14 protein-coding genes are annotated in these 19,928 nt (G+C 62.1%); 12 read left to right on the top strand and 2 right to left on the bottom strand.

Annotation, left to right across the window (positions count from 1 at the left end; genetic code table 11):
* Positions 1-22 precede the first annotated feature (22 nt).
* On the bottom strand, positions 23-1,399 hold the full coding sequence (locus ACFY68_RS02235) for an inorganic triphosphatase (RefSeq protein ID WP_387522944.1): 1,377 nt from the start codon (positions 1,397-1,399) through the stop codon (positions 23-25).
* Between the two features lie 115 nt (positions 1,400-1,514).
* On the opposite strand from ACFY68_RS02235, the gene argE reads away from it, so the two are divergent.
* Positions 1,515-2,657 carry an acetylornithine deacetylase gene (gene argE / locus ACFY68_RS02230; protein WP_387522943.1) on the top strand — a complete coding sequence of 381 codons (1,143 nt, stop codon included), beginning with the start codon at positions 1,515-1,517 and terminating at the stop codon, positions 2,655-2,657.
* Positions 2,658-2,782: 125 nt separating this feature from the next.
* Positions 2,783-4,081 carry an amino-acid N-acetyltransferase gene (gene argA / locus ACFY68_RS02225; RefSeq protein ID WP_387522941.1) on the top strand — a complete coding sequence of 433 codons (1,299 nt, stop codon included), beginning with the start codon at positions 2,783-2,785 and terminating at the stop codon, positions 4,079-4,081.
* A 72-nt stretch (positions 4,082-4,153) separates the two neighbouring features.
* Here the strand turns inward: argA and ACFY68_RS02220 are convergent, their stop codons facing one another.
* Positions 4,154-5,530, bottom strand: a complete 1,377-nt coding sequence (locus ACFY68_RS02220) for a glutamine synthetase family protein (RefSeq protein ID WP_346615266.1) — start codon at positions 5,528-5,530, stop codon at positions 4,154-4,156.
* 574 nt (positions 5,531-6,104) lie between these two features.
* On the opposite strand from ACFY68_RS02220, the gene ACFY68_RS02215 reads away from it, so the two are divergent.
* The 10 genes from ACFY68_RS02215 (at position 6,105) to ACFY68_RS02170 (ending at position 19,853) form a co-directional block, all read left to right on the top strand.
* Positions 6,105-7,463 (top strand): glutamine synthetase family protein, encoded by a 1,359-nt coding sequence (locus tag ACFY68_RS02215; RefSeq protein ID WP_346615267.1) that lies wholly within the window; start codon positions 6,105-6,107, stop codon positions 7,461-7,463.
* Between the two features lie 49 nt (positions 7,464-7,512).
* Positions 7,513-8,874: an aspartate aminotransferase family protein gene (locus ACFY68_RS02210; protein WP_387522938.1), complete on the top strand. Its 1,362-nt coding sequence runs from the start codon at positions 7,513-7,515 to the stop codon at positions 8,872-8,874.
* Positions 8,875-9,043: 169 nt separating this feature from the next.
* Positions 9,044-10,141, top strand: a complete 1,098-nt coding sequence (locus ACFY68_RS02205) for a polyamine ABC transporter substrate-binding protein (protein ID WP_346615269.1) — start codon at positions 9,044-9,046, stop codon at positions 10,139-10,141.
* A 159-nt stretch (positions 10,142-10,300) separates the two neighbouring features.
* Positions 10,301-11,395, top strand: a complete 1,095-nt coding sequence (locus ACFY68_RS02200) for a polyamine ABC transporter substrate-binding protein (RefSeq protein ID WP_387522936.1) — start codon at positions 10,301-10,303, stop codon at positions 11,393-11,395.
* A 60-nt stretch (positions 11,396-11,455) separates the two neighbouring features.
* On the top strand, positions 11,456-12,598 hold the full coding sequence (gene potA / locus ACFY68_RS02195; protein ID WP_346615271.1) for a polyamine ABC transporter ATP-binding protein: 1,143 nt from the start codon (positions 11,456-11,458) through the stop codon (positions 12,596-12,598).
* Positions 12,595-13,515 carry an ABC transporter permease subunit gene (locus tag ACFY68_RS02190; RefSeq protein WP_346615272.1) on the top strand — a complete coding sequence of 307 codons (921 nt, stop codon included), beginning with the start codon at positions 12,595-12,597 and terminating at the stop codon, positions 13,513-13,515. The genes potA and ACFY68_RS02190 overlap by 4 nt, the downstream gene beginning before the upstream one ends.
* Complete coding sequence (locus ACFY68_RS02185) at positions 13,512-14,405, top strand: ABC transporter permease subunit (RefSeq protein ID WP_387522934.1); 894 nt, start codon at positions 13,512-13,514, stop codon at positions 14,403-14,405. The genes ACFY68_RS02190 and ACFY68_RS02185 overlap by 4 nt, the downstream gene beginning before the upstream one ends.
* A gap of 239 nt (positions 14,406-14,644) precedes the next feature.
* The gene (locus tag ACFY68_RS02180; RefSeq protein WP_387522932.1) at positions 14,645-15,733 is read left to right on the top strand and encodes an efflux RND transporter periplasmic adaptor subunit; all 1,089 of its coding nucleotides are present in this window, start codon (positions 14,645-14,647) and stop codon (positions 15,731-15,733) included.
* Entirely contained in the window at positions 15,730-16,797 is a 1,068-nt protein-coding gene (locus tag ACFY68_RS02175; protein WP_387522930.1) for an efflux RND transporter periplasmic adaptor subunit, read from the top strand. The genes ACFY68_RS02180 and ACFY68_RS02175 overlap by 4 nt, the downstream gene beginning before the upstream one ends.
* Entirely contained in the window at positions 16,794-19,853 is a 3,060-nt protein-coding gene (locus tag ACFY68_RS02170; RefSeq protein ID WP_387522928.1) for an efflux RND transporter permease subunit, read from the top strand. Before ACFY68_RS02175 ends, ACFY68_RS02170 begins: the two co-directional genes overlap by 4 nt.
* The last annotated feature ends 75 nt before the right edge of the window (positions 19,854-19,928 follow it).

Below are 19,928 nucleotides of genomic sequence, written 5' to 3'. Positions count from 1 at the left end.
AAGGCTGCTCCTGCAGAGGCGGTCAAGCCTTCAACAAATGCTTCCAGCCACGGCTCTGATCAATCGCACGCGCCTGCTCGATACGGGCCTCCAGCAATTGGCCAGGCTCTTCGCCCAGTGGCAGCTCAGCCAGCTCATGCAGCTTTTTCAGGTCGCCATACAGGCGGTCCATCTGCGGCGCTTCAAGCACCTGGCGTGCATGGTGCAGCCAGGCGAGCAACTGCTCGATACGCGGCAGCTGTTCAGCAAGGTCTTCCGGGCGCTGGGTATACAGCGGCAACTTCAGTGCGCGCCCTTCTTCACCCAGCAGGTGTGCCAGCCAGCTGGCCAATTGTGCCTTGCCCTGACGTTCGCCACGGCCCTTGCGCTCTGTGGTCCAGGCACGGGCCAGCAGCCAGCGCGAGGTTTCCAGCGAGAACTGGCCCCAGCGCACATCTTCGAGCTCTTCGAGGAATTGTTCGGGTGCTGCGCGACGGATGTCTTCATCGTCATTGCCGGCCTGCACCAATGGGCGCCAGTCTTCCAGCAGCGCGTCGAGGCTCGCGCGCAGGTCACGGGTGGTGGCGCGCGGGGCGGCCTGGCCTAGGCTGGCGACCAGGGCACGCAGTTCGGCCAGGGCCTGTACCCAATCCTGCAGCAGGCGCCAGTGGCCATTGTGGCGGTATTGCTCGGCCAGGCGCTGGCTGCTGCCGAGCAACTGCCAGGCGAGGGCGGTGAAGGCATCGTCCAGGGCCATTTCGGCGTCCAGTTCGGTGCTTGGCAGGCCCAGCTCGTAGCTGTCCGGCTGCAACAGGCGGTAGCCCCGTTCGGCCTTGCTGATGTCGCATGGCATCAGCGGCAGGCTGGCAGCCAGCTCGGCAGCCAGTTCCAGCAGGGCTTGCGGGGCGCCTTCGCGCAGTTCCAGCTCCAGCTCGCAGATCTCTTCCTTGCGTTTACCAGCGATCACGAAGCCCTGGTCCAGCGCGGCTTCGATCACCACTTTGGATTTGCCACGGCCCCAGGCGATTTCAGCGAATTCGCGGGTGAAATCAGTGGTGAACAGCGGTTTGATGGTTTTCTTGTCCAGCTCACCCAGCTGCTCGGGCCAGCAGGTGGCGTCGAGCTTTTTCAGGTCGAGCTTGACCTTGTCCAGGTTCCACTCGAATTCGTTGCGCTCGGACAGCCCCGCCACGCTCTGGCCGCGACATTTCAAGGTCTGGATGATTGCCTCGCCATCGCGGCGCAGGCGCAGCGCGACACGGGCGGCAGCAAGGTCGCGCTCCGGGGTGTCGAAGTACTGGTTGAGCAGTTCGCGGGTCTGCCAGCCGGACTTGTTGCGCTTTTTCAGCAGAGGGTGCTCGCGCAGTGCGGCCAGGGTGTCGCGGCTGGCGCGAAGCTTGAGTTCAGTTTCTTTGTGCATCGCAGGCTCGAAGGGAGGGCGTGATTGCCGTGCAGTCTACAGGACTGGGCCGGCTACGGTTTATTCCTTACGGCGGATGGCCCTATGATGGGCAACGCTTTCGAGGAGTACGCGCATGCCGTTGCCAACGCTGAAAGACCAGTTTGCCGCTTTGATTGCCGCGCCCTCGGTCAGTTGCACCCAACCCGCCCTGGACCAGTCCAACCGCCAGGTCATCGACCTGCTGGCCGGCTGGCTGGGTGACCTGGGGTTCAACTGCGACATACAGCAGGTCAGCCCTGGCAAGTTCAACCTGTTGGCCAGCCGTGGCACTGGCCCGGGTGGGTTGGTGCTGGCCGGCCATAGCGACACGGTGCCGTATGACGAGCAGCTGTGGGCCAGCGACCCGCTCAAGCTGACTGAGGTCGACGGCCGCTGGGTGGGCCTGGGCAGCTGCGACATGAAAGGCTTTTTTGCGCTGGTTATCGAGGCGGTGATTCCACTGCTTGAGCATGACTTCAAGCAACCCTTGCTGATCCTTGCCACCTGCGATGAAGAAAGTTCGATGTCCGGCGCCCGCGCCCTGGCAGAGGCCGGCCAGCCGCTAGGCCGCGCCGCGGTGATCGGCGAGCCGACCGGCCTGCGGCCGATCCGCATGCACAAGGGCATTCTGATGGACCGCATCGACATCCTCGGGCGCAGCGGCCATTCGTCCGACCCCAGCCTGGGCCGCAGCGCGATGGAGGCCATGCATGAGGTGATGGGCGAGCTGATGGGCCTGCGCCGGCAGTGGCAGGAAACCTACCGCAACCCGCAGTTCACTGTGCCCATGCCGACCATGAACTTCGGCTGCATCCACGGCGGCGACAACCCCAACCGCATCTGCGGCCAGTGCGCGCTGGAATTCGACCTGCGCCCGCTGCCGGGCATGGACGCCGAGCAGCTGCGTGCTGCAATCCGTGAAAAATTGCGGCCGGTTGCCGAGCGCCATGAGGTGCGCATCGACTACGCGCCGCTGTTCCCCGAGGTGCCGCCGTTCGAGCAGGCGGCCGATGCCGAGCTGGTGCAAGTGGCTGAGCGGCTCACCGGCCATCGCGCCGAAGCGGTGGCGTTCGGCACCGAAGCGCCTTATCTTCAGCAGCTGGGTTGCCAGACTATCGTGCTTGGCCCAGGTGACATCGCCTGCGCCCACCAACCCGGCGAATACCTTGAAATGTCACGAATCGAGCCTACCGTGCGTCTATTGCGTGAGCTGATCCGGCACTATTGCCTGAATTAAACGTCCACCTTGCTTATTCGTTCTTGCCTAGAGGAGACCGCGCGTGACCGCAAGCCTGTTCCGACGATGATCCTGAACGCCGTGTGATCCAACGTTCTCCGTCCACTTTATCCACAGGCCCTGTCATGCCCGATTACGTCAACTGGCTGCGTCATGCCTCCCCGTACATCAATGCCCATCGCGACTGCACCTTTGTGGTCATGCTCCCCGGCGATGGGGTAGAACACCCCAATTTCGGCAATATCGTCCATGACCTGGTGTTGCTGCACAGCCTCGGCGTGCGCCTGGTGCTGGTGCATGGTTCGCGCCCTCAGATCGAGAGCCGCCTGGCGGCCCGTGGCCTGACCCCGCATTATCACCGCGGCCTGCGCATCACCGATGCGGCCACCCTGGACTGCGTGATCGACGCCGTGGGTGCCTTGCGCCTGGCCATCGAGGCCCGCCTGTCGATGGACATCGCGGCCTCACCGATGCAGGGTTCGCGCCTGCGCGTGGCCTGCGGCAACCTGGTGACCGCCCGCCCCATCGGCGTGCTCGAAGGGGTCGATTACCACCACACAGGCGAAGTCCGTCGCATCGACCGCAAGGGCATCAGCCGGCTGCTCGACGAGCGTTCCATCGTCTTGCTGTCGCCACTGGGCTACTCGCCAACCGGCGAGATCTTCAACCTGGCCTGCGAAGACGTGGCCACCCGTGCAGCCATCGAGCTGGGTGCCGACAAACTGCTGCTGTTCGGCGCCGAGCCCGGTTTGCTGGACGAGCAAGGCAAGCTGGTACGCGAGCTGCGTCCGCAGCACATCGCACCGCACCTGGCACGGCTGGGCAGCGATTATCAGGCTGAGCTGCTGGATGCCGCAGCCGAGGCCTGCAAGGGCGGCGTTGCCCGTAGCCACATCGTCAGCTACGCCGAAGACGGCGCGCTGCTCACCGAGCTGTTTACCCGCGGCGGTGGCGGCACGTTGGTGTCGCAGGAGCAGTTCGAGGTGGTGCGCGAGGCGACCATCGAAGATGTGGGTGGTTTGCTGGAGCTGATCAGCCCCTTGGAAGAGCAGGGCATCCTGGTGCGGCGCTCGCGTGAAGTGCTGGAGCGGGAGATCGAACAGTTCAGTGTGGTCGAGCGCGAGGGCATGATCATCGCCTGCGCGGCGCTGTACCCGATTGCCGATTCGCAGGCCGGTGAACTGGCTTGTCTGGCGGTTAACCCAGAGTACCGCCATGGCGGGCGCGGTGACGAACTGCTGGAGCGGATCGAGAGCCGGGCGCGGCAGATGGGCCTGAATACGCTGTTCGTGCTTACCACGCGGACCGCGCACTGGTTCCGCGAGCGTGGCTTTGCGCCGAGTGGGGTGGAGCGGCTGCCGGCGGCGCGGGCTTCGCTGTACAACTACCAGCGTAATTCGAAGATCTTCGAGAAGACCCTGTAAGCGCGTGCCGGCCGCTTCGCGGGCGACACCAATCCCAAGCAAAAACGCCGCCCCAGAGGGCGGCGTTTTCAGTTACACAGTATGCAGATACCAGTTGTACTCGAGGTCGGAGATCGAGTGCTCGAACTCTTCCAGCTCGCTCTCCTTGCACGCGACAAATATGTCGATGTACTTCGGATCGATGTACTTGTTCAGGATCTCGCTGTCGTCCAGCTCGCGCAGGGCATCACGCAGGTTGTTCGGCAGGCTCTGCTCGAGCTGCTCGTACGAGTTGCCTTCGATCGGCGCACCCGGCTCGACTTTATTGGTCAGGCCATGGTGAACACCAGCCAGCACGGCCGCCATCATCAGGTACGGGTTGGCGTCGGCGCCGGCCACGCGGTGCTCCAGGCGTACGGCGTCTGCCGAACCTGTCGGCACGCGCAGGGCCACGGTGCGGTTGTCCAGGCCCCAGCTCGGTGCATTCGGCACATAGAACTGTGCGCCAAAGCGGCGGTACGAGTTGACGTTCGGGCAGAGGAACGCCATGGACGCTGGCAGGGTCTCGAGCACACCGCCGACAGCGTGACGTAGCGCGGCGTTCTGCTCGGGATCCTCGCTGGTGAAGATGTTGTTGCCATCCTTGTCCAGCACGGAAATGTGTACATGCAGGCCGTTGCCTGCCTGGCCCGGGTAGGGCTTGGCCATGAAGGTGGTGTCCATTTCATGGTCGTAGGCGATGTTCTTGATCAGCCGCTTGAGCAGCACTGCGTAGTCACAGGCCTTGAGCGGGTCGGCAACGTGGTGCAGGTTGACTTCGAACTGCGCCGGGGCGCTTTCCTTGACGATGGCATCGGCCGGAATGCCTTGCTCCTTGGCACCTTCGAGGATGTCCTGGAGGCAGTCGGCGTATTCGTCGAGGTCGTCGATCAGGTACACCTGAGTCGATTGCGGGCGCTTGCCCGAGATCGGCGAGCGGGGTGGCTGCGGGCGGCCATTCACGTTCTCCTGGTCGATCAGGTAGAACTCCAGCTCGAAGGCAGCGCAGATGGTCAGGCCCAGGTCGTCGAACTTGCTCACTACCTGACGCAGCACTTCACGCGGGTCGGCGAAGAACGGCTCGCCTTCGAGCTCGTGCATGGTCATCAGCAGCTGGGCGGTGGGGCGTTTCTGCCACGGCTCGTTGCAGAGCGTGTCAGGGATCGGATAGCAGATGCGGTCAGCATCGCCGATGTCCAGGCCGAGCCCAGTGCTTTCGACGGTGGAACCGTTGATGTCCAGGGCAAAGAGGGAGGCCGGCAGGTTGATGCCTTTCTCGTAAACCTTGTGGAGGCTGGTGCGCTCAATGCGCTTGCCACGCACCACACCATTCATATCTGCAATCAGAAGGTCAACGTAGAGAACCTCAGGATGTTCCTTAAGGAACGCGTTCGCTTCGTTAAGCTGAACGGCACGCGGGGGTACCGACATGATGCAACACCTTTGTTGTTAAAAATATCAATCAAGGGGGGCTTGCAGGACCAGTCAATCGAAAAGCCCTACTGATGTCAAGCCAACCACATGATGCCCTGAAATGGCACATCTACGGCAGATTTGCTGCATATCGGGGCGTGCCATTATCCGCTATTTCCCTGTGAAAGGGCTATCTCCGACATGCCGTGTTTTATTTTTTACGGAGTGGTTGTGTAAAAAAATGAACAAGGCTAAGCTCGGTCACAACCCAAAACACAATAATACGAGGGTCACATGGTCCGCTTGTCGCGACCTGAAAGCACTGCCTTTGCAGTGTGCTCGGGCATCCCTGTCGTTCCTGCAAGCAGCAATAGCGCTGTGGCCGCCGTGGCCGCAATAATTGACGTTTTGCGCGCCTTGCACACCCCTCGTAGCACCGTTTCGCTTCCTTCGTTGTCTTGCTGCCCTTCAAACTCATTTCGGACACGCTTGTTTTCAGTGTATCCACTGTGCTCCTGCGTGGGGGTTTTTGCTTTAGCAACTCACTCCATCCAGAATCAATGCGCGGACCACATTACCTCCTGAGGTATCTATGAGTAACAACCTCGACCAGCTCACCGATTGGTTGAAAGAGCACAAGATCACCGAAGTCGAATGCCTGATCAGCGACCTGACCGGCATCACCCGCGGCAAGATCTCACCGACCAACAAGTTCATCGCCGAAAAAGGCATGCGCCTGCCCGAGAGCGTGTTGCTGCAGACCGTGACCGGCGATTACGTCGATGACGACATCTATTACGAACTGCTCGACCCGGCCGACATCGACATGATCTGCCGCCCTGACGAGAACGCCGTGTTCCTCGTGCCGTGGGCCATCGAGCCAACCGCGCAGGTTATCCACGACACCTACGACAAGAAGGGCAACCCCGTCGAGCTGTCGCCGCGCAACGTCCTCAAGAAGGTCCTCCAGCTCTATAGCGAGAAGGGCTGGCAGCCGATCGTCGCGCCAGAGATGGAGTTCTACCTGACCAAACGCAGCGAAGACCCTGACTTCCCGCTGCAACCGCCGGTTGGCCGTTCGGGCCGCCCGGAAACCGGCCGCCAGTCGTTCTCGATCGAGGCAGCCAACGAATTCGACCCGCTGTTCGAGGACGTCTACGACTGGTGCGAATTGCAGCAGCTGGACCTCGACACCCTGATTCACGAAGATGGCACGGCGCAGATGGAAATCAACTTCCGTCACGGCAACGCCCTGCACCTGGCCGACCAGATCCTGGTATTCAAGCGCACCATGCGCGAGGCGGCGCTCAAGCACAATGTGGCCGCGACATTCATGGCCAAGCCGATGACCGGCGAGCCAGGCAGCGCCATGCACCTGCACCAGAGCGTGGTCGACGCGGTCACCGGCAAGAACATCTTCAGCAATGAAGACGGCAGCATGAGCGAGCTGTTCCTCAACCACATCGGTGGCCTGCAGAAGTTCATCCCCGAGGCGCTGCCGCTGTTCGCGCCCAACGTCAACTCGTTCCGCCGCTTCCTGCCCGACACATCGGCGCCGGTGAACGTCGAATGGGGCGAGGAGAACCGCACCGTCGGCCTGCGCGTACCGGATGCCGGCCCGCAGAACCGCCGCGTTGAAAACCGCCTGCCCGGCGCCGATGCCAACCCCTACCTGGCCATCGCCGCCAGCCTGCTGTGCGGCTACATCGGCATGGTCGAAGGTATCGCTGCCAGCGCGCCAGTGCAGGGGCGTGGCTACGAGCGGCGCAACCTGCGCCTGCCGCTGACCATCGAAGATGCTCTGGAGCGCATGGAAGTCAGCCGCGCGCTGACCCAGTACCTGGGCAAGAAATTCATCACCGGCTACGTCGCCACCAAACGCGCCGAGCACGAGAACTTCAAGCGAGTCATCAGCTCCTGGGAGCGTGAGTTCCTGCTGTTTGCTGTGTGATCAACCCCTGAGGCCGCCCACCGGCGGCCTGTGGAACATGGAGAAGCACATGAGCGTCAAAAACCCGCAAACCCGTGAATGGCAAACCCTGAGCGGCGAGCACCACCTTGCACCTTTCAGTGACTACAAGCAGCTGAAGGAGAAGGGGCCGCGCATCATCACCAAGGCGCAGGGCGTGCATTTGTGGGACAGCGAGGGGAACGAGATTCTCGACGGCATGGCCGGCCTGTGGTGCGTGGCGGTCGGTTATGGCCGTGAAGAGCTGGTGCAGGCTGCCGAGAAGCAGATGCGCGAGCTGCCGTACTACAACCTGTTCTTCCAGACTGCCCACCCGCCTGCGCTGGAGCTGGCCAAGGCCATCACCGACGTGGCGCCCGAGGGCATGACCCATGTGTTCTTCACCGGCTCCGGCTCTGAAGGCAACGACACCGTGCTGCGCATGGTCCGCCATTACTGGGCACTCAAGGGTAAACCCCACAAGCAGACCATCATTGGCCGCATCAACGGCTACCACGGCTCCACCTTCGCGGGTGCCTGCCTGGGCGGCATGAGCGGCATGCACGAACAGGGCGGCCTGCCGATCCCGGGCATCGTGCACATCCCGCAGCCGTACTGGTTCGGTGAAGGCGGCGACATGAGCCCCGACGAATTTGGCGTATGGGCTGCCGAGCAGCTTGAGAAAAAGATTCTGGAAGTCGGCGAAGACAATGTTGCCGCCTTCATCGCCGAGCCGATCCAGGGCGCTGGCGGCGTGATCATCCCGCCTGAGACCTACTGGCCGAAGGTGAAGGAGATTCTCGCGAAATACGACATCCTGTTCGTCGCCGACGAAGTGATCTGCGGTTTCGGCCGTACCGGCGAGTGGTTCGGCTCCGACTACTACGACCTCAAGCCCGACCTGATGACCATCGCCAAGGGCCTTACCTCCGGTTACATCCCCATGGGCGGTGTGATCGTGCGTGACAAGGTGGCCAAGGTGATCAGCGAAGGTGGCGACTTCAACCACGGCTTCACCTATTCAGGCCACCCGGTGGCGGCCGCGGTGGGCCTGGAAAACCTGCGCATCCTGCGTGACGAGAAGATCGTCGAGAAGGCCCGCACGGAAGTGGCACCCTACTTGCAAAAACGTCTGCGTGAGCTGCAGGACCACCCGCTGGTGGGCGAAGTGCGCGGCCTGGGCCTGCTCGGCGCGATCGAGCTGGTCAAGGACAAAGCCACCCGCAGCCGTTACGAAGGCAAAGGCGTGGGCATGGTCTGCCGCAACTTCTGCTTCGACAACGGCCTGATCATGCGCGCGGTGGGCGACACCATGATCATCGCACCGCCTTTGGTGATCACCCATGCAGAGGTGGATGAGCTGGTGGAAAAGGCGCGCAAGTGCCTGGACCTGACCCTCGAAGCGATCCGGTGAGCCTTTGCTAGGCTAGCGTTGTGACATTAGTTGGTTACAAGGGGCTGCTTTCCTTGAAACAGCGCCTTGTAACTTGCCAGACTAGCGGCTGTTCCAGTCGCCCGGCGCTCTGCACCGTAGGTCTTGGCTGCTGAACAGATGGCTAAATAAAAATTCTGGAGCATGACGCATGAAGAAAATGGGCAAGACGTTGCTGGCCGCCGCCCTGATGGGTGCCATGGCCACCGCTGTACAGGCTGAAGACAAGGTGCTGAACGTCTACAACTGGTCGGACTACATCGCTCCGGACACCATCGCGAAGTTCGAAAAGCAGACCGGCATCAAGGTCAAGTACGACGTCTTCGACAGCAACGAAACCCTGGAAGCCAAGCTGCTGGCAGGCAAGTCGGGTTATGACGTGGTCGTACCGTCCAACAACTTCCTGGCCAAGCAGATCAAGGCTGGCGTCTACGAAGAGCTCGACCGCTCCAAGTTGCCGAACTGGAAGAACCTCGATGCAGACCTGCTCAAGGCCGTCGGTGACGCCAGTGACCAGGGCAACAAGCACGCCTTCCCGTACATGTGGGGTTCGATCGGCATCGGCTACAACCCCGAGAAGGTCAAGGCCGCACTGGGCGTGGACAAGATCGATTCGTGGGACGTGGTGTTCAAGCCTGAGAACATCGCCAAGCTCAAAAGCTGCGGCGTAAGCTTCCTGGATGCACCCACCGAGATGATCCCGGCCGCGCTGCACTACCTGGGCAAGCCGACCAACAGCACCACCAAAGAGGACCTGAAGGCCGCCGAGGACCTGTTCCTCAAGATCCGTCCTTCGATCACCTATTTCCACTCGTCCAAGTACATCGGCGACATGGCCAACGGCAACATCTGCGTAGCCGTCGGTTACTCGGGTGACCTGGAGCAGTCCAAGGCCCGCGCCCATGAAGCTGGCGACAAGGTCAAAGTGGACTACGTCATTCCGAAAGAAGGTGCAGGTACCTTCTACGACATGGTCGCCATTCCGAAAGATGCCGAGCACAAGGATGCCGCCTACCAGTTCATGAACTTCCTGCTGCAGCCGGAAATCATGGCTGAAATCACCAACGCCGTGCGCTTCCCGAATGGCAACGAGGCTGCTACCCCGTTGGTCGACAAAGCCATCACCAGCGACCCGAGCATCTATCCGCCGGCTGACGTGAAAAAACAACTGTACGCGATCGCCGCTCCCGAAGCTGCCGCCCAGCGTTTGATCACCCGCAGCTGGACCAAGATCAAGTCGGGCAAGTAAGCCTGATGCACAACCTCTGGGCCGGGGTTTTCCGGCCCAGAGCCAGTGAATGGCAATTGATGATTGCGGCATCGAGGCTGCGAAGGTAAGTTGCGCGCCGGTTTTGCCTGCGCCGCAGCGCTGCGCCGTTACCAAGGCACTGATTGTGAGGACACCCACTTGTCTATTTCTGTATTACGCAAAGCCTTGATGGCTGGAGCGGGCCTGACGCTGGCATGCAGCGTCCAAGCGGCGCCTACGGTGCATTTGTACAACTGGTCCGATTACATCGGGCCGACCACGTTGGCGGACTTCGAAAAGGCCACGGGGATCAAACCCGTGCAGGACGTTTTCGACTCCAACGAAACCCTGGAAGGCAAGCTGCTGGCCGGCAACACCGGCTATGACGTGGTGGTGCCGTCCAACCATTTCCTCGGCAAGCAGATCAAGGCGGGCGCGTTCCAGAAGCTCGACAAGAACCTGCTGCCCAATTATTCCAACCTCGACCCGGCGTTGATGAAGCGCCTGGAAAAGAACGACCCGGGTAACCAGTACGCCGTGCCTTACCTGTGGGGCACCAATGGCATCGGCTACAACGTCGACAAGGTGAAGGCCGCGCTGGGCGTGGACACCATCGACTCCTGGGCCGTGCTGTTCGAACCCGAGAACATGAAGAAGCTCTCCAAGTGCGGTGTGGCCTTCCTCGACTCGGCGGACGAAATGCTGCCAGCGGTGCTCAACTACATGGGCCTCGACCCCAACAGCACCGACCCCAAGGATTATGCAAAGGCCGAGAAGAAGCTGCTGGCGGTGCGCCCGTACGTGACCTACTTCCACTCGTCCAAGTACATCACCGACCTGGCCAACGGCGATATCTGCGTCGCGGCAGGCTTCTCCGGTGATGTGTTCCAGGCCAAGGCCCGCGCTGAAGAAGCGAAGAAGGGCGTGAACCTGGCCTACGCCATTCCCAAGGAAGGCGGCAACCTCTGGTTCGACGTGCTGGCGATTCCCAAGGACGCCAAGAACGTCAAAGAGGCCCATGCCTTCATCAACTATTTGCTGAAACCTGAGGTTATCGCCCAGGTCAGTGATTACGTCGGTTACGCCAACCCGAACCCCAAGGCTGGCGACCTGATGGACCAGGCCGTGAGGACTGACGCCGCGGTTTACCCACCGCAGGAAGTGCTGGACAAGATGTTCGTCAACAGTGAGTTGCCGCCCAAGGTGCAACGTTTGATGACCCGCAGCTGGACCAAGGTCAAGTCGGGCAAGTAACAATCCAGGCCCGCCGCCAAAGCGGGGGCGGGCACACAAATCTTGTTGGGAGTTTCACTCATGGCAGTTGCCTCCGGTGCCTATAAGAAAGCCCTCGAGGGTGGCCAGCAACCCAAGCAGGTGCTGGTCAAGATCGACCGGGTCACGAAGAAGTTCGACGAAACCATCGCCGTAGACGATGTATCGCTGGAAATCCGTAAAGGCGAGATCTTCGCCCTGCTGGGTGGCTCCGGCTCCGGCAAATCGACCTTGCTGCGTATGCTCGCCGGTTTCGAGCGGCCTACCGAAGGGCGCATCCTGCTCGACGGCGTCGACATTACCGACATGCCGCCCTACGAGCGGCCGATCAACATGATGTTCCAGTCTTACGCGCTGTTCCCGCACATGACCGTGGCGCAGAACATTGCCTTTGGCCTGCAGCAGGACAAACTGCCCAAGGCTGACATCGACGCCCGCGTGGCCGAAATGCTCAAGCTGGTGCACATGACCCAATACGCCAAGCGCAAGCCGCACCAGCTGTCCGGTGGCCAGCGTCAGCGTGTGGCCCTGGCCCGTTCGCTGGCCAAACGTCCCAAGCTGCTGCTGCTCGACGAGCCGATGGGCGCGCTGGACAAGAAGCTGCGTTCGCAGATGCAGCTGGAGCTGGTCGAAATCATCGAGCGCGTAGGCGTGACCTGCGTGATGGTGACCCACGACCAGGAAGAGGCCATGACCATGGCCCAGCGCATCGCCATCATGCACCTGGGCTGGATCGCCCAGATCGGCTCGCCTGTGGATATCTACGAGACGCCAACCAGCCGCCTGGTGTGCGAATTCATCGGCAACGTCAACCTGTTCGAGGGTGACGTGGTCGACGACGCCGAAGGCCACGCGATCATTGCCAGCCCGGAACTGGAACGCAAGATCTACGTCGGCCACGGCATCACCACTTCGGTGGAAGACAAGCACATCACTTATGCGCTGCGCCCGGAGAAGCTGCTGGTAACCACCAAGCAGCCAGAGTTCGAGCACAACTGGTCGCGCGGCAAGGTCCACGACATCGCCTACCTGGGCGGCCACTCGGTGTTCTACGTCGAGCTGCCGAGCGGCAAGGTGGTGCAGTCGTTCGTCGCCAACGCCGAGCGCCAGGGCGCGCGCCCGACCTGGGGCGATGAAGTGTACGTGTGGTGGGAAGATGACAGCGGCGTGGTACTGCGGTCATGAAACTGCGCAAGCTCAAGCGAGCCTTCCAGCGCTTGACCCCGGAGGGGCGGCACTTGGTGATCGGCGTGCCGTTCATCTGGCTGTTCCTGTTCTTCATGCTGCCGTTCTTCATCGTGTTGAAGATCAGCTTTGCCGAAGCCGACGTGGCGATCCCGCCCTATACCGAGATCTACAGCTACGTCGAAGACAAGATCCAGCTGGTGCTCAACCTGGCCAACTACGGCCTGTTGACCGAGGATGAGCTGTACATCTCGGCCTACCTGGGCTCGTTGAAGATGGCCTTCTTCAGCACCTTGCTGTGCCTGCTGATCGGCTACCCGATGGCCTACTCGATCGCCAACGCCAAGAAAGAAACCCAGACGGTTCTGCTGCTGCTGATCATGATGCCGACCTGGACTGCGATCCTGATCCGCGTCTATGCCTGGATGGGCATCCTCAGCAATAACGGGCTGCTCAACGGCTTCCTGATGTGGACCGGGCTGATCGACCAACCGCTGCAGATCCTCAACACCAACCTGGCGGTGTATATCGGCGTGGTCTATTCGTACCTGCCGTTCATGATCCTGCCGCTGTTCGCCAACCTGGTGAAGCATGACCAGAGTCTGCTCGAAGCAGCATCGGACCTGGGCTCGAGCACCTTCAACAGCTTCTGGAAAATCACCGTGCCGCTGTCGAAAAACGGCATCATCGCCGGCTGCATGCTGGTGTTCATCCCGGTGGTGGGCGAGTTCGTGATCCCGGAACTGCTGGGCGGCCCGGAAACCCTGATGATCGGTAAAGTGCTGTGGCAGGAGTTCTTCAACAACCGCGACTGGCCGGTGGCATCCGCCCTGGCGGTAGTGATGCTGGCGATCCTGATCGTGCCGATCCTGCTGTTCAACCGCAGCCAGGCAAAAGAAATGGAGGGCCGCGCATGAAACGCTTCAGTTTCTCCAAGCTGATGCTGGTGCTCGGCTTGCTGTTCATCTACCTGCCGATGCTGATCCTGGTGATCTACTCGTTCAACGCCTCCAAACTGGTCACAGTGTGGGGTGGCTGGTCGATCAAGTGGTACGTCGGCCTGCTCGACAACACTCAGCTGATGGGTTCGGTGATGCGTTCGCTGGAAATCGCCTGCTATACGGCGGTGGCAGCGGTGGCGCTGGGTACCCTGGCGGCCTTCGTGCTGACCCGGGTCACCCGCTTCAAGGGCCGCACGCTGTTCGGTGGCCTGGTCACCGCGCCGCTGGTGATGCCCGAGGTGATCACCGGTCTGTCGCTGTTGCTGCTGTTCGTGGCGATGGCGCAAATGATCGGCTGGCCGCAGGAGCGCGGTATCGTCACCATCTGGATCGCCCACACCACGTTCTGCGCGGCGTATGTGGCGGTGGTGGTGTCGGCGCGGCTGCGTGAGCTGGACCTGTCGATCGAAGAAGCTGCCATGGACCTGGGAGCCAAACCGTGGAAGGTGTTCTTCCTGATCACCATCCCGATGATCGCGCCGTCGCTGGCGGCGGGTGGCATGATGTCGTTCGCCCTGTCGCTGGATGACCTGGTACTGGCCAGCTTCGTGTCCGGCCCTGGCTCGACCACCTTGCCGATGGAAGTGTTCTCGGCGGTGCGCCTGGGCGTCAAACCGGAAATCAACGCCGTGGCCAGCCTGATCCTGCTGTCGGTGTCGTTGGTTACCTTCTTCGTCTGGTTCTTCAGCCGCCGGGCCGAAGAACGTCGCCGCAAGGCGATCCAGCAGGCGATCGAAGAAGGTGCGGCGGCGAACGTGTCGCAGCCGCAGGTCAAGCGCCCGACGGCTGCAGCTGCGTCGGCCTGACGTCCGATGTTGGTTGGGGGCCGAATGGGCTCGCCGATGTTCCAGTGTCGTTCATAAGATCGAGCGCCGCCCGCGCGGCGCTCGATTTCTGCAATTGCATAAGATTCAAGGCATGCACCCCGCGCCCGCGCAAGGCCCCCATCACCGCCCAACTGACCCCCGTCAGTGTTTTTTCTGAACCCTGATCTACGCTAACAGTCGCATCCCACGAATCATTTGTGCGCAAGCTAGGAGCCTGCATGAGGGTGACGCGTCCACTGTTGGTCGTATGCTTGGGGCTGCTGGGCATGCTCACCGGCTGCAGCAAGGAAGAAGCCCCCGAGGTCATGCCGCGGGTCGGCGTGCTGCAGGTGCAATCTACCGATTTTGCTGCCAGGGTGACCCTGACCGGCGATGTGCAGGCGCGGGTGCAGACCGACCTGTCGTTCCGTGTCGGCGGCAAGATCATCTCGCGCAGCGTCGATGTGGGCGATCACGTCAAGGCCAACCAGGTGCTGGCGCGGCTCGACCCAAAAGACCTGCAGAACAATGTCGACTCGGCCAAGGCCGAAGTGTTTGCCGCCCAGGCACGGGTGACGCAGACCGCCGCCGCCTTTGTGCGTCAGCAAAAACTGCTGCCCAAGGGCTACACCAGCCAGAGCGAGTACGACGCCGCCGAGGCCGCGCTGCGCAGTAACCAGAGCGCGCTCAAGGCTGCCCAGGCGCAACTGGCCAACGCCAAGGAACAACTGAGCTATACCGCGTTGGTGTCCGAAGCCGATGGGGTGATTACCGAGCGCCAGGCCGAGGTCGGCCAAGTGGTGCAGGCCACCCAGCCGATCTTCGGCCTGGCCCGCGATGGCGACCGCGATGCGGTGTTCAACGTCTACGAATCGCTGCTGGTGGCACCGCCCAGCGACGCTGGCGTGATCGTCAGCCTGCTCGACGACCCCAAGGTTCAGGCCCAGGGCTTTGTCCGCGAAGTTACCCCGACGGTATCCGCGCAGAGTGGCACGGTGCAGGTCAAGGTGGCCCTGCGCAATGTGCCGCCAGCCATGCAGTTAGGCTCGCCGGTGACGGCCACGACCAATGCCCAGGGGAGGCCTAGCATCGAACTGCCTTGGTCGGCCTTGACCAAGGAGGTGCACGCGCCAGCGGTATGGGTGGTAGGTGAGGGCGACAAGGTCGAATTGCGCAAGGTCCAGGTTACCCGCTACCTGACCGGCAAGATCGTCGTCGCCCAAGGCTTGAAAGGTGGTGAGACGGTGGTGGTCAGTGGTGGCCAGCTGTTGCATCCGGGCATGCAGGTTGAAAAAGTCGATGCCAAGGATGGAGGCTCCGCGCCATGAAACGTTTATTGCTGCTGTGCGCGGCCGGCCTGCTGTTGACTGCCTGTGGCAGCGAAGAAGAGCAACCCGAAGCCGTGCGCCCGGTGCTGTCGACCTTGGTCGAGGCCCAGGCGCAGTCACAACTGGGCCGCTTCGCCGGCACCATTCAGGCGCGTTTCGAAAGCACCTTGGGCTTTCGCGTATCCGGGCGCATCGCCCGGCGTTGGCTGGATGTCGGCGCCCAGGTGAAGCCCGGTGATACCCTGGCCACCCTTGACCCGACCGACCAGCAGAACCAGCTGCGCGCCGCCGAGGGCGACCTGGCCAGGGTTCAGGCGCAGTGGATCAACGCCCAGGCCAACGCACGTCGCCAGCAGCAGCTGTATGACCGCGGCGTCGGCGCCCAGGCCCAGCTGGATATTGCCCAGACCGACCTGAAAACCACCGGTGCCAGCCTGGAGCAGGCCCGCTCGGCGGTCAGCCAGGCGCGCGATCAGCTCGATTACAGCACCTTGCGCAGCGACCATGCGGCGGTGATCACCGCCTGGCAGGCCGAAGCCGGGCAGACCGTCACGGCCGGGGAGGCCGTGGTCACCTTGGCCCGTCCAGACGTCAAGGAAGCGGTCATCGACCTGCCCATCAGCATCGCCGAAGTGTTGAGCAAGGACCTTACGTTCACCGTTGCCTCGCAGCTGGAGAGCAGCATCAACACCACGGCTACCCTGCGCGAGCTGGAGCCCCAGGCCGACGCCGCCACGCGCACCCGCCGTGCCCGGCTGACCCTGGCCAGCACCCCGGCTGCGTTCCACCTGGGCACGGCGATCAGCGTAACCCTGACCTCGGCGATCACCCCGCGCAGCGAACTGCCCCTGAGCGCGCTGCTTGAACGTGATGGCAAAACCCAGGTCTGGGTGATCGACCCCCAACAGAAAACAGTCGCCACCCGTGACGTTACGCTGACCGAGCGCACAGGCGACAGCGTCCTGGTGAGCGCCGGCCTGCAACCCGGCGAGCGGGTGGTGACCGCCGGCGTGAACAGCCTCAAGCCCGGCCAGAAAGTTACATTCGACGAGGACGCGCAATGAAAGGAAGCTTCAACCTGTCCGAATGGGCGCTGCGCCACCAGTCCTTCGTCTGGTACCTGATGTTCGTCGGTTTGCTGATGGGGATTTTTTCCTATTTCAACCTGGGCCGTGAGGAAGACCCGTCGTTCACCATCAAGACCATGGTGATCCAGACCCGCTGGCCCGGTGCGACCCAGGACGAGACCCTCTACCAGGTCACCGACCGCATCGAGAAGAAGCTCGAAGAGCTCGACTCCCTCGACTACACCAAAAGCTACACCCGCCCCGGTGAGTCCACCGTCTACGTCTACCTGCGCGACACCACCAAGGCCGGCGACATACCGGACATCTGGTACCAGGTGCGCAAGAAGATCCAGGACATTCGCGGCGAATTCCCCCAGGGCATCCAGGGGCCTGGCTTCAACGATGAATTCGGCGACGTGTTCGGTTCCATCTACGCCTTTACCGCCGACGGCCTGACTATGCGCCAGCTGCGCGACTACGTGGAGCAGGCCCGAGCCGAGGTGCGCGAAGTCCCCAATATCGGCAAGATCGAACTGGTCGGCACCCAGGACGAGGTGCTGTACCTGAAATTCTCCACCCGTAAGCTGGCGGCCCTGGGCATCGACCAGCGCCAAGTCATGCAGGCGCTGCAGCAACAGAACACGGTAACCCCGGCCGGGGTGATCGAAGCCGGGCCAGAGCGCATTTCGGTACGTACGACCGGGCAGTTCGCCTCCGAGAAAGACCTGCAAACCGTCAACCTGCGGATCAACGACCGCTTCTTCCGCCTGGCCGATATCGCCGATATCGAGCGCGGCTACGTCGATCCGCCTTCGCCGATGTTCCGCTACAACGGCCAGTCCGCGATTGGCCTGGCGATCGGCATGAAGGCCGGTGGTAACATTCAGGTCTTCGGCGCCGCGCTGAAGCAGAAGATGGAAAGCATCGTCAGCGAGCTGCCAGTGGGCGTAGGTGTGCACACCGTGTCCGACCAGGCGGTGGTGGTCAAGCAGGCGGTCGGTGGCTTCACCAGCGCCTTGTTCGAAGCGGTGGTGATCGTGCTGGCGGTGAGTTTCGTCAGCCTGGGCGTGCGCGCCGGGCTAGTGGTGGCCTGCTCGATCCCGCTGGTGCTGGCCATGGTCTTTGTGTTCATGGAGTACAGCGGCATCACCATGCAGCGGATTTCGCTGGGCGCGTTGATCATTGCCCTGGGGCTGCTGGTGGACGATGCGATGATCACCGTCGAGGTGATGGTCACGCGCCTTGAGATGGGCGAGAGCAAGGAAGATGCCGCGACCTTTGCCTATACCTCGACCGCATTTCCCATGCTTACCGGTACCCTGGTGACCGTGGCCGGCTTCGTGCCGATCGGCCTCAATGCCAGTTCAGCGGGCGAGTACACCTATACCCTGTTCGCGGTGATCGCCGTGGCGTTGATCGTGTCGTGGGTGGTGGCGGTGTTCTTCGCGCCGGTGCTCGGGGTGCATATTCTCAAGGCCGACAAGCTCAAGGCCCACGAGGCAGAGCCTGGCCGTGTCGGGCGGGCGTTCGAGGGTGGGTTGTTGTGGTGCATGCGCCACCGCTGGCTGACCATCATCGGTACCATCCTGCTGTTCGTCCTTTCGCTGGTCAGCATGCGCTTCGTGCAGAACCAGTTCTTCCCGTCTTCCGACCGCCCGGAAATCCTCGTCGACCTCAACCTGCCGCAAAACGCCTCGATTGAAGAGACACGCAAGGTGGTCGACCGCCTCGAAGCCAGAATCAAGGACGACCCGGACCTTGTGCGCTGGAGTACCTATATCGGCCAAGGCGCGATCCGCTTTTACCTGCCCCTGGACCAGCAATTGCAGAACCCGTACTACGCCCAGCTGGTCATCGTCAGCAAAGGCTTCGAGGAGCGCGCGGGCATGATGGCGCGCCTGCAGAAGCTGCTGCATGAAGAGTTCGTCGGCATCGGCACCAACGTGCAGTCGCTGGAAATGGGCCCGCCGGTAGGTCGGCCGATCCAGTACCGCGTCAGCGGCAAGGACATCGACCAGGTGCGCAAGCACGCGATCGAGCTGGCCACGTTGCTTGATGCCAACCAGCACATCGGCGAGATGATCTACGACTGGAACGAGCCCGGTAAGGTCCTGCGCATCGAAATCGCCCAGGACAAGGCGCGCCAGCTGGGCCTGTCGTCCGAAGACGTGGCCAACGTGATGAACAGCATTGTCAGTGGCGCGCCGGTGACCGAGGTAAACGACAATATCTACCTGGTGGATGTGGTTGCCCGCGCCGTGGACAGCGAGCGAGGCTCGCCGGACACGCTGCAGAACCTGCAGATAGTCACCCCAAGCGGCACCTCGATACCCCTGCTCGCCTTCGCCACCGTGCGCTACGAGCTGGAGCAGCCGCTGGTGTGGCGCCGCGATCGCAAGCCGACCATCACCATCAAGGCCTCGGTCAGCGGCGAAATCCAGCCCACCGACCTGGTGGCGCAGCTCAAGCCTAAGATCGATGAGTTCGCCAGTCAGTTACCGGTCGGTTATGAAGTGGCTACTGGCGGTACGGTGGAGGAGAGCGCCAAGGCCCAAGGACCGATCCGCAAGGTCATCCCGTTGATGCTGTTCCTGATGGCAACCTTCCTGATGATCCAGCTGCACAGCACACAGAAGCTGTTCCTGGTGGTCAGCGTGGCGCCCCTGGGATTGATCGGTGTAGTGCTGGCGCTGGTGCCGACCGGCACGCCGATGGGCTTTGTGGCGATTCTCGGGATTCTCGCCCTGGCCGGCATCATCATTCGTAACTCGGTGATCCTGGTGACCCAGATCGACGAGTTCGAAGCCCAGGGCTATTCACCGTGGGATGCGGTGGTGGAAGCTACCAACCACCGGCGCCGGCCAATTCTGCTGACCGCCGCGGCAGCCAGCCTGGGCATGATCCCGATTGCCCGCGAAGTGTTCTGGGGCCCGATGGCCTACGCCATGATTGGCGGCATCATCAGTGCGACGCTGCTGACGCTGCTGTTCCTGCCGGCGCTGTATGTGGCCTGGTACAAAATCCGCGAGCCTGAAAACGCTAGTAAAACCTGATTCTGAACCCTGTGGGAGCGGGCTTGCCCCGCGAATGCTTAGGTGAATTCACCATCGCATTCGCGGGGCAAGCCC

The sequence above is a fragment of the Pseudomonas sp. NPDC012596 genome (genome assembly GCF_042902325.1).
In the GTDB taxonomy this organism is placed as follows: domain Bacteria; phylum Pseudomonadota; class Gammaproteobacteria; order Pseudomonadales; family Pseudomonadaceae; genus Aquipseudomonas.
Note: the sequence above shows the minus strand (reverse complement) of the source record. Positions and strands in the feature narration are given on the sequence as shown.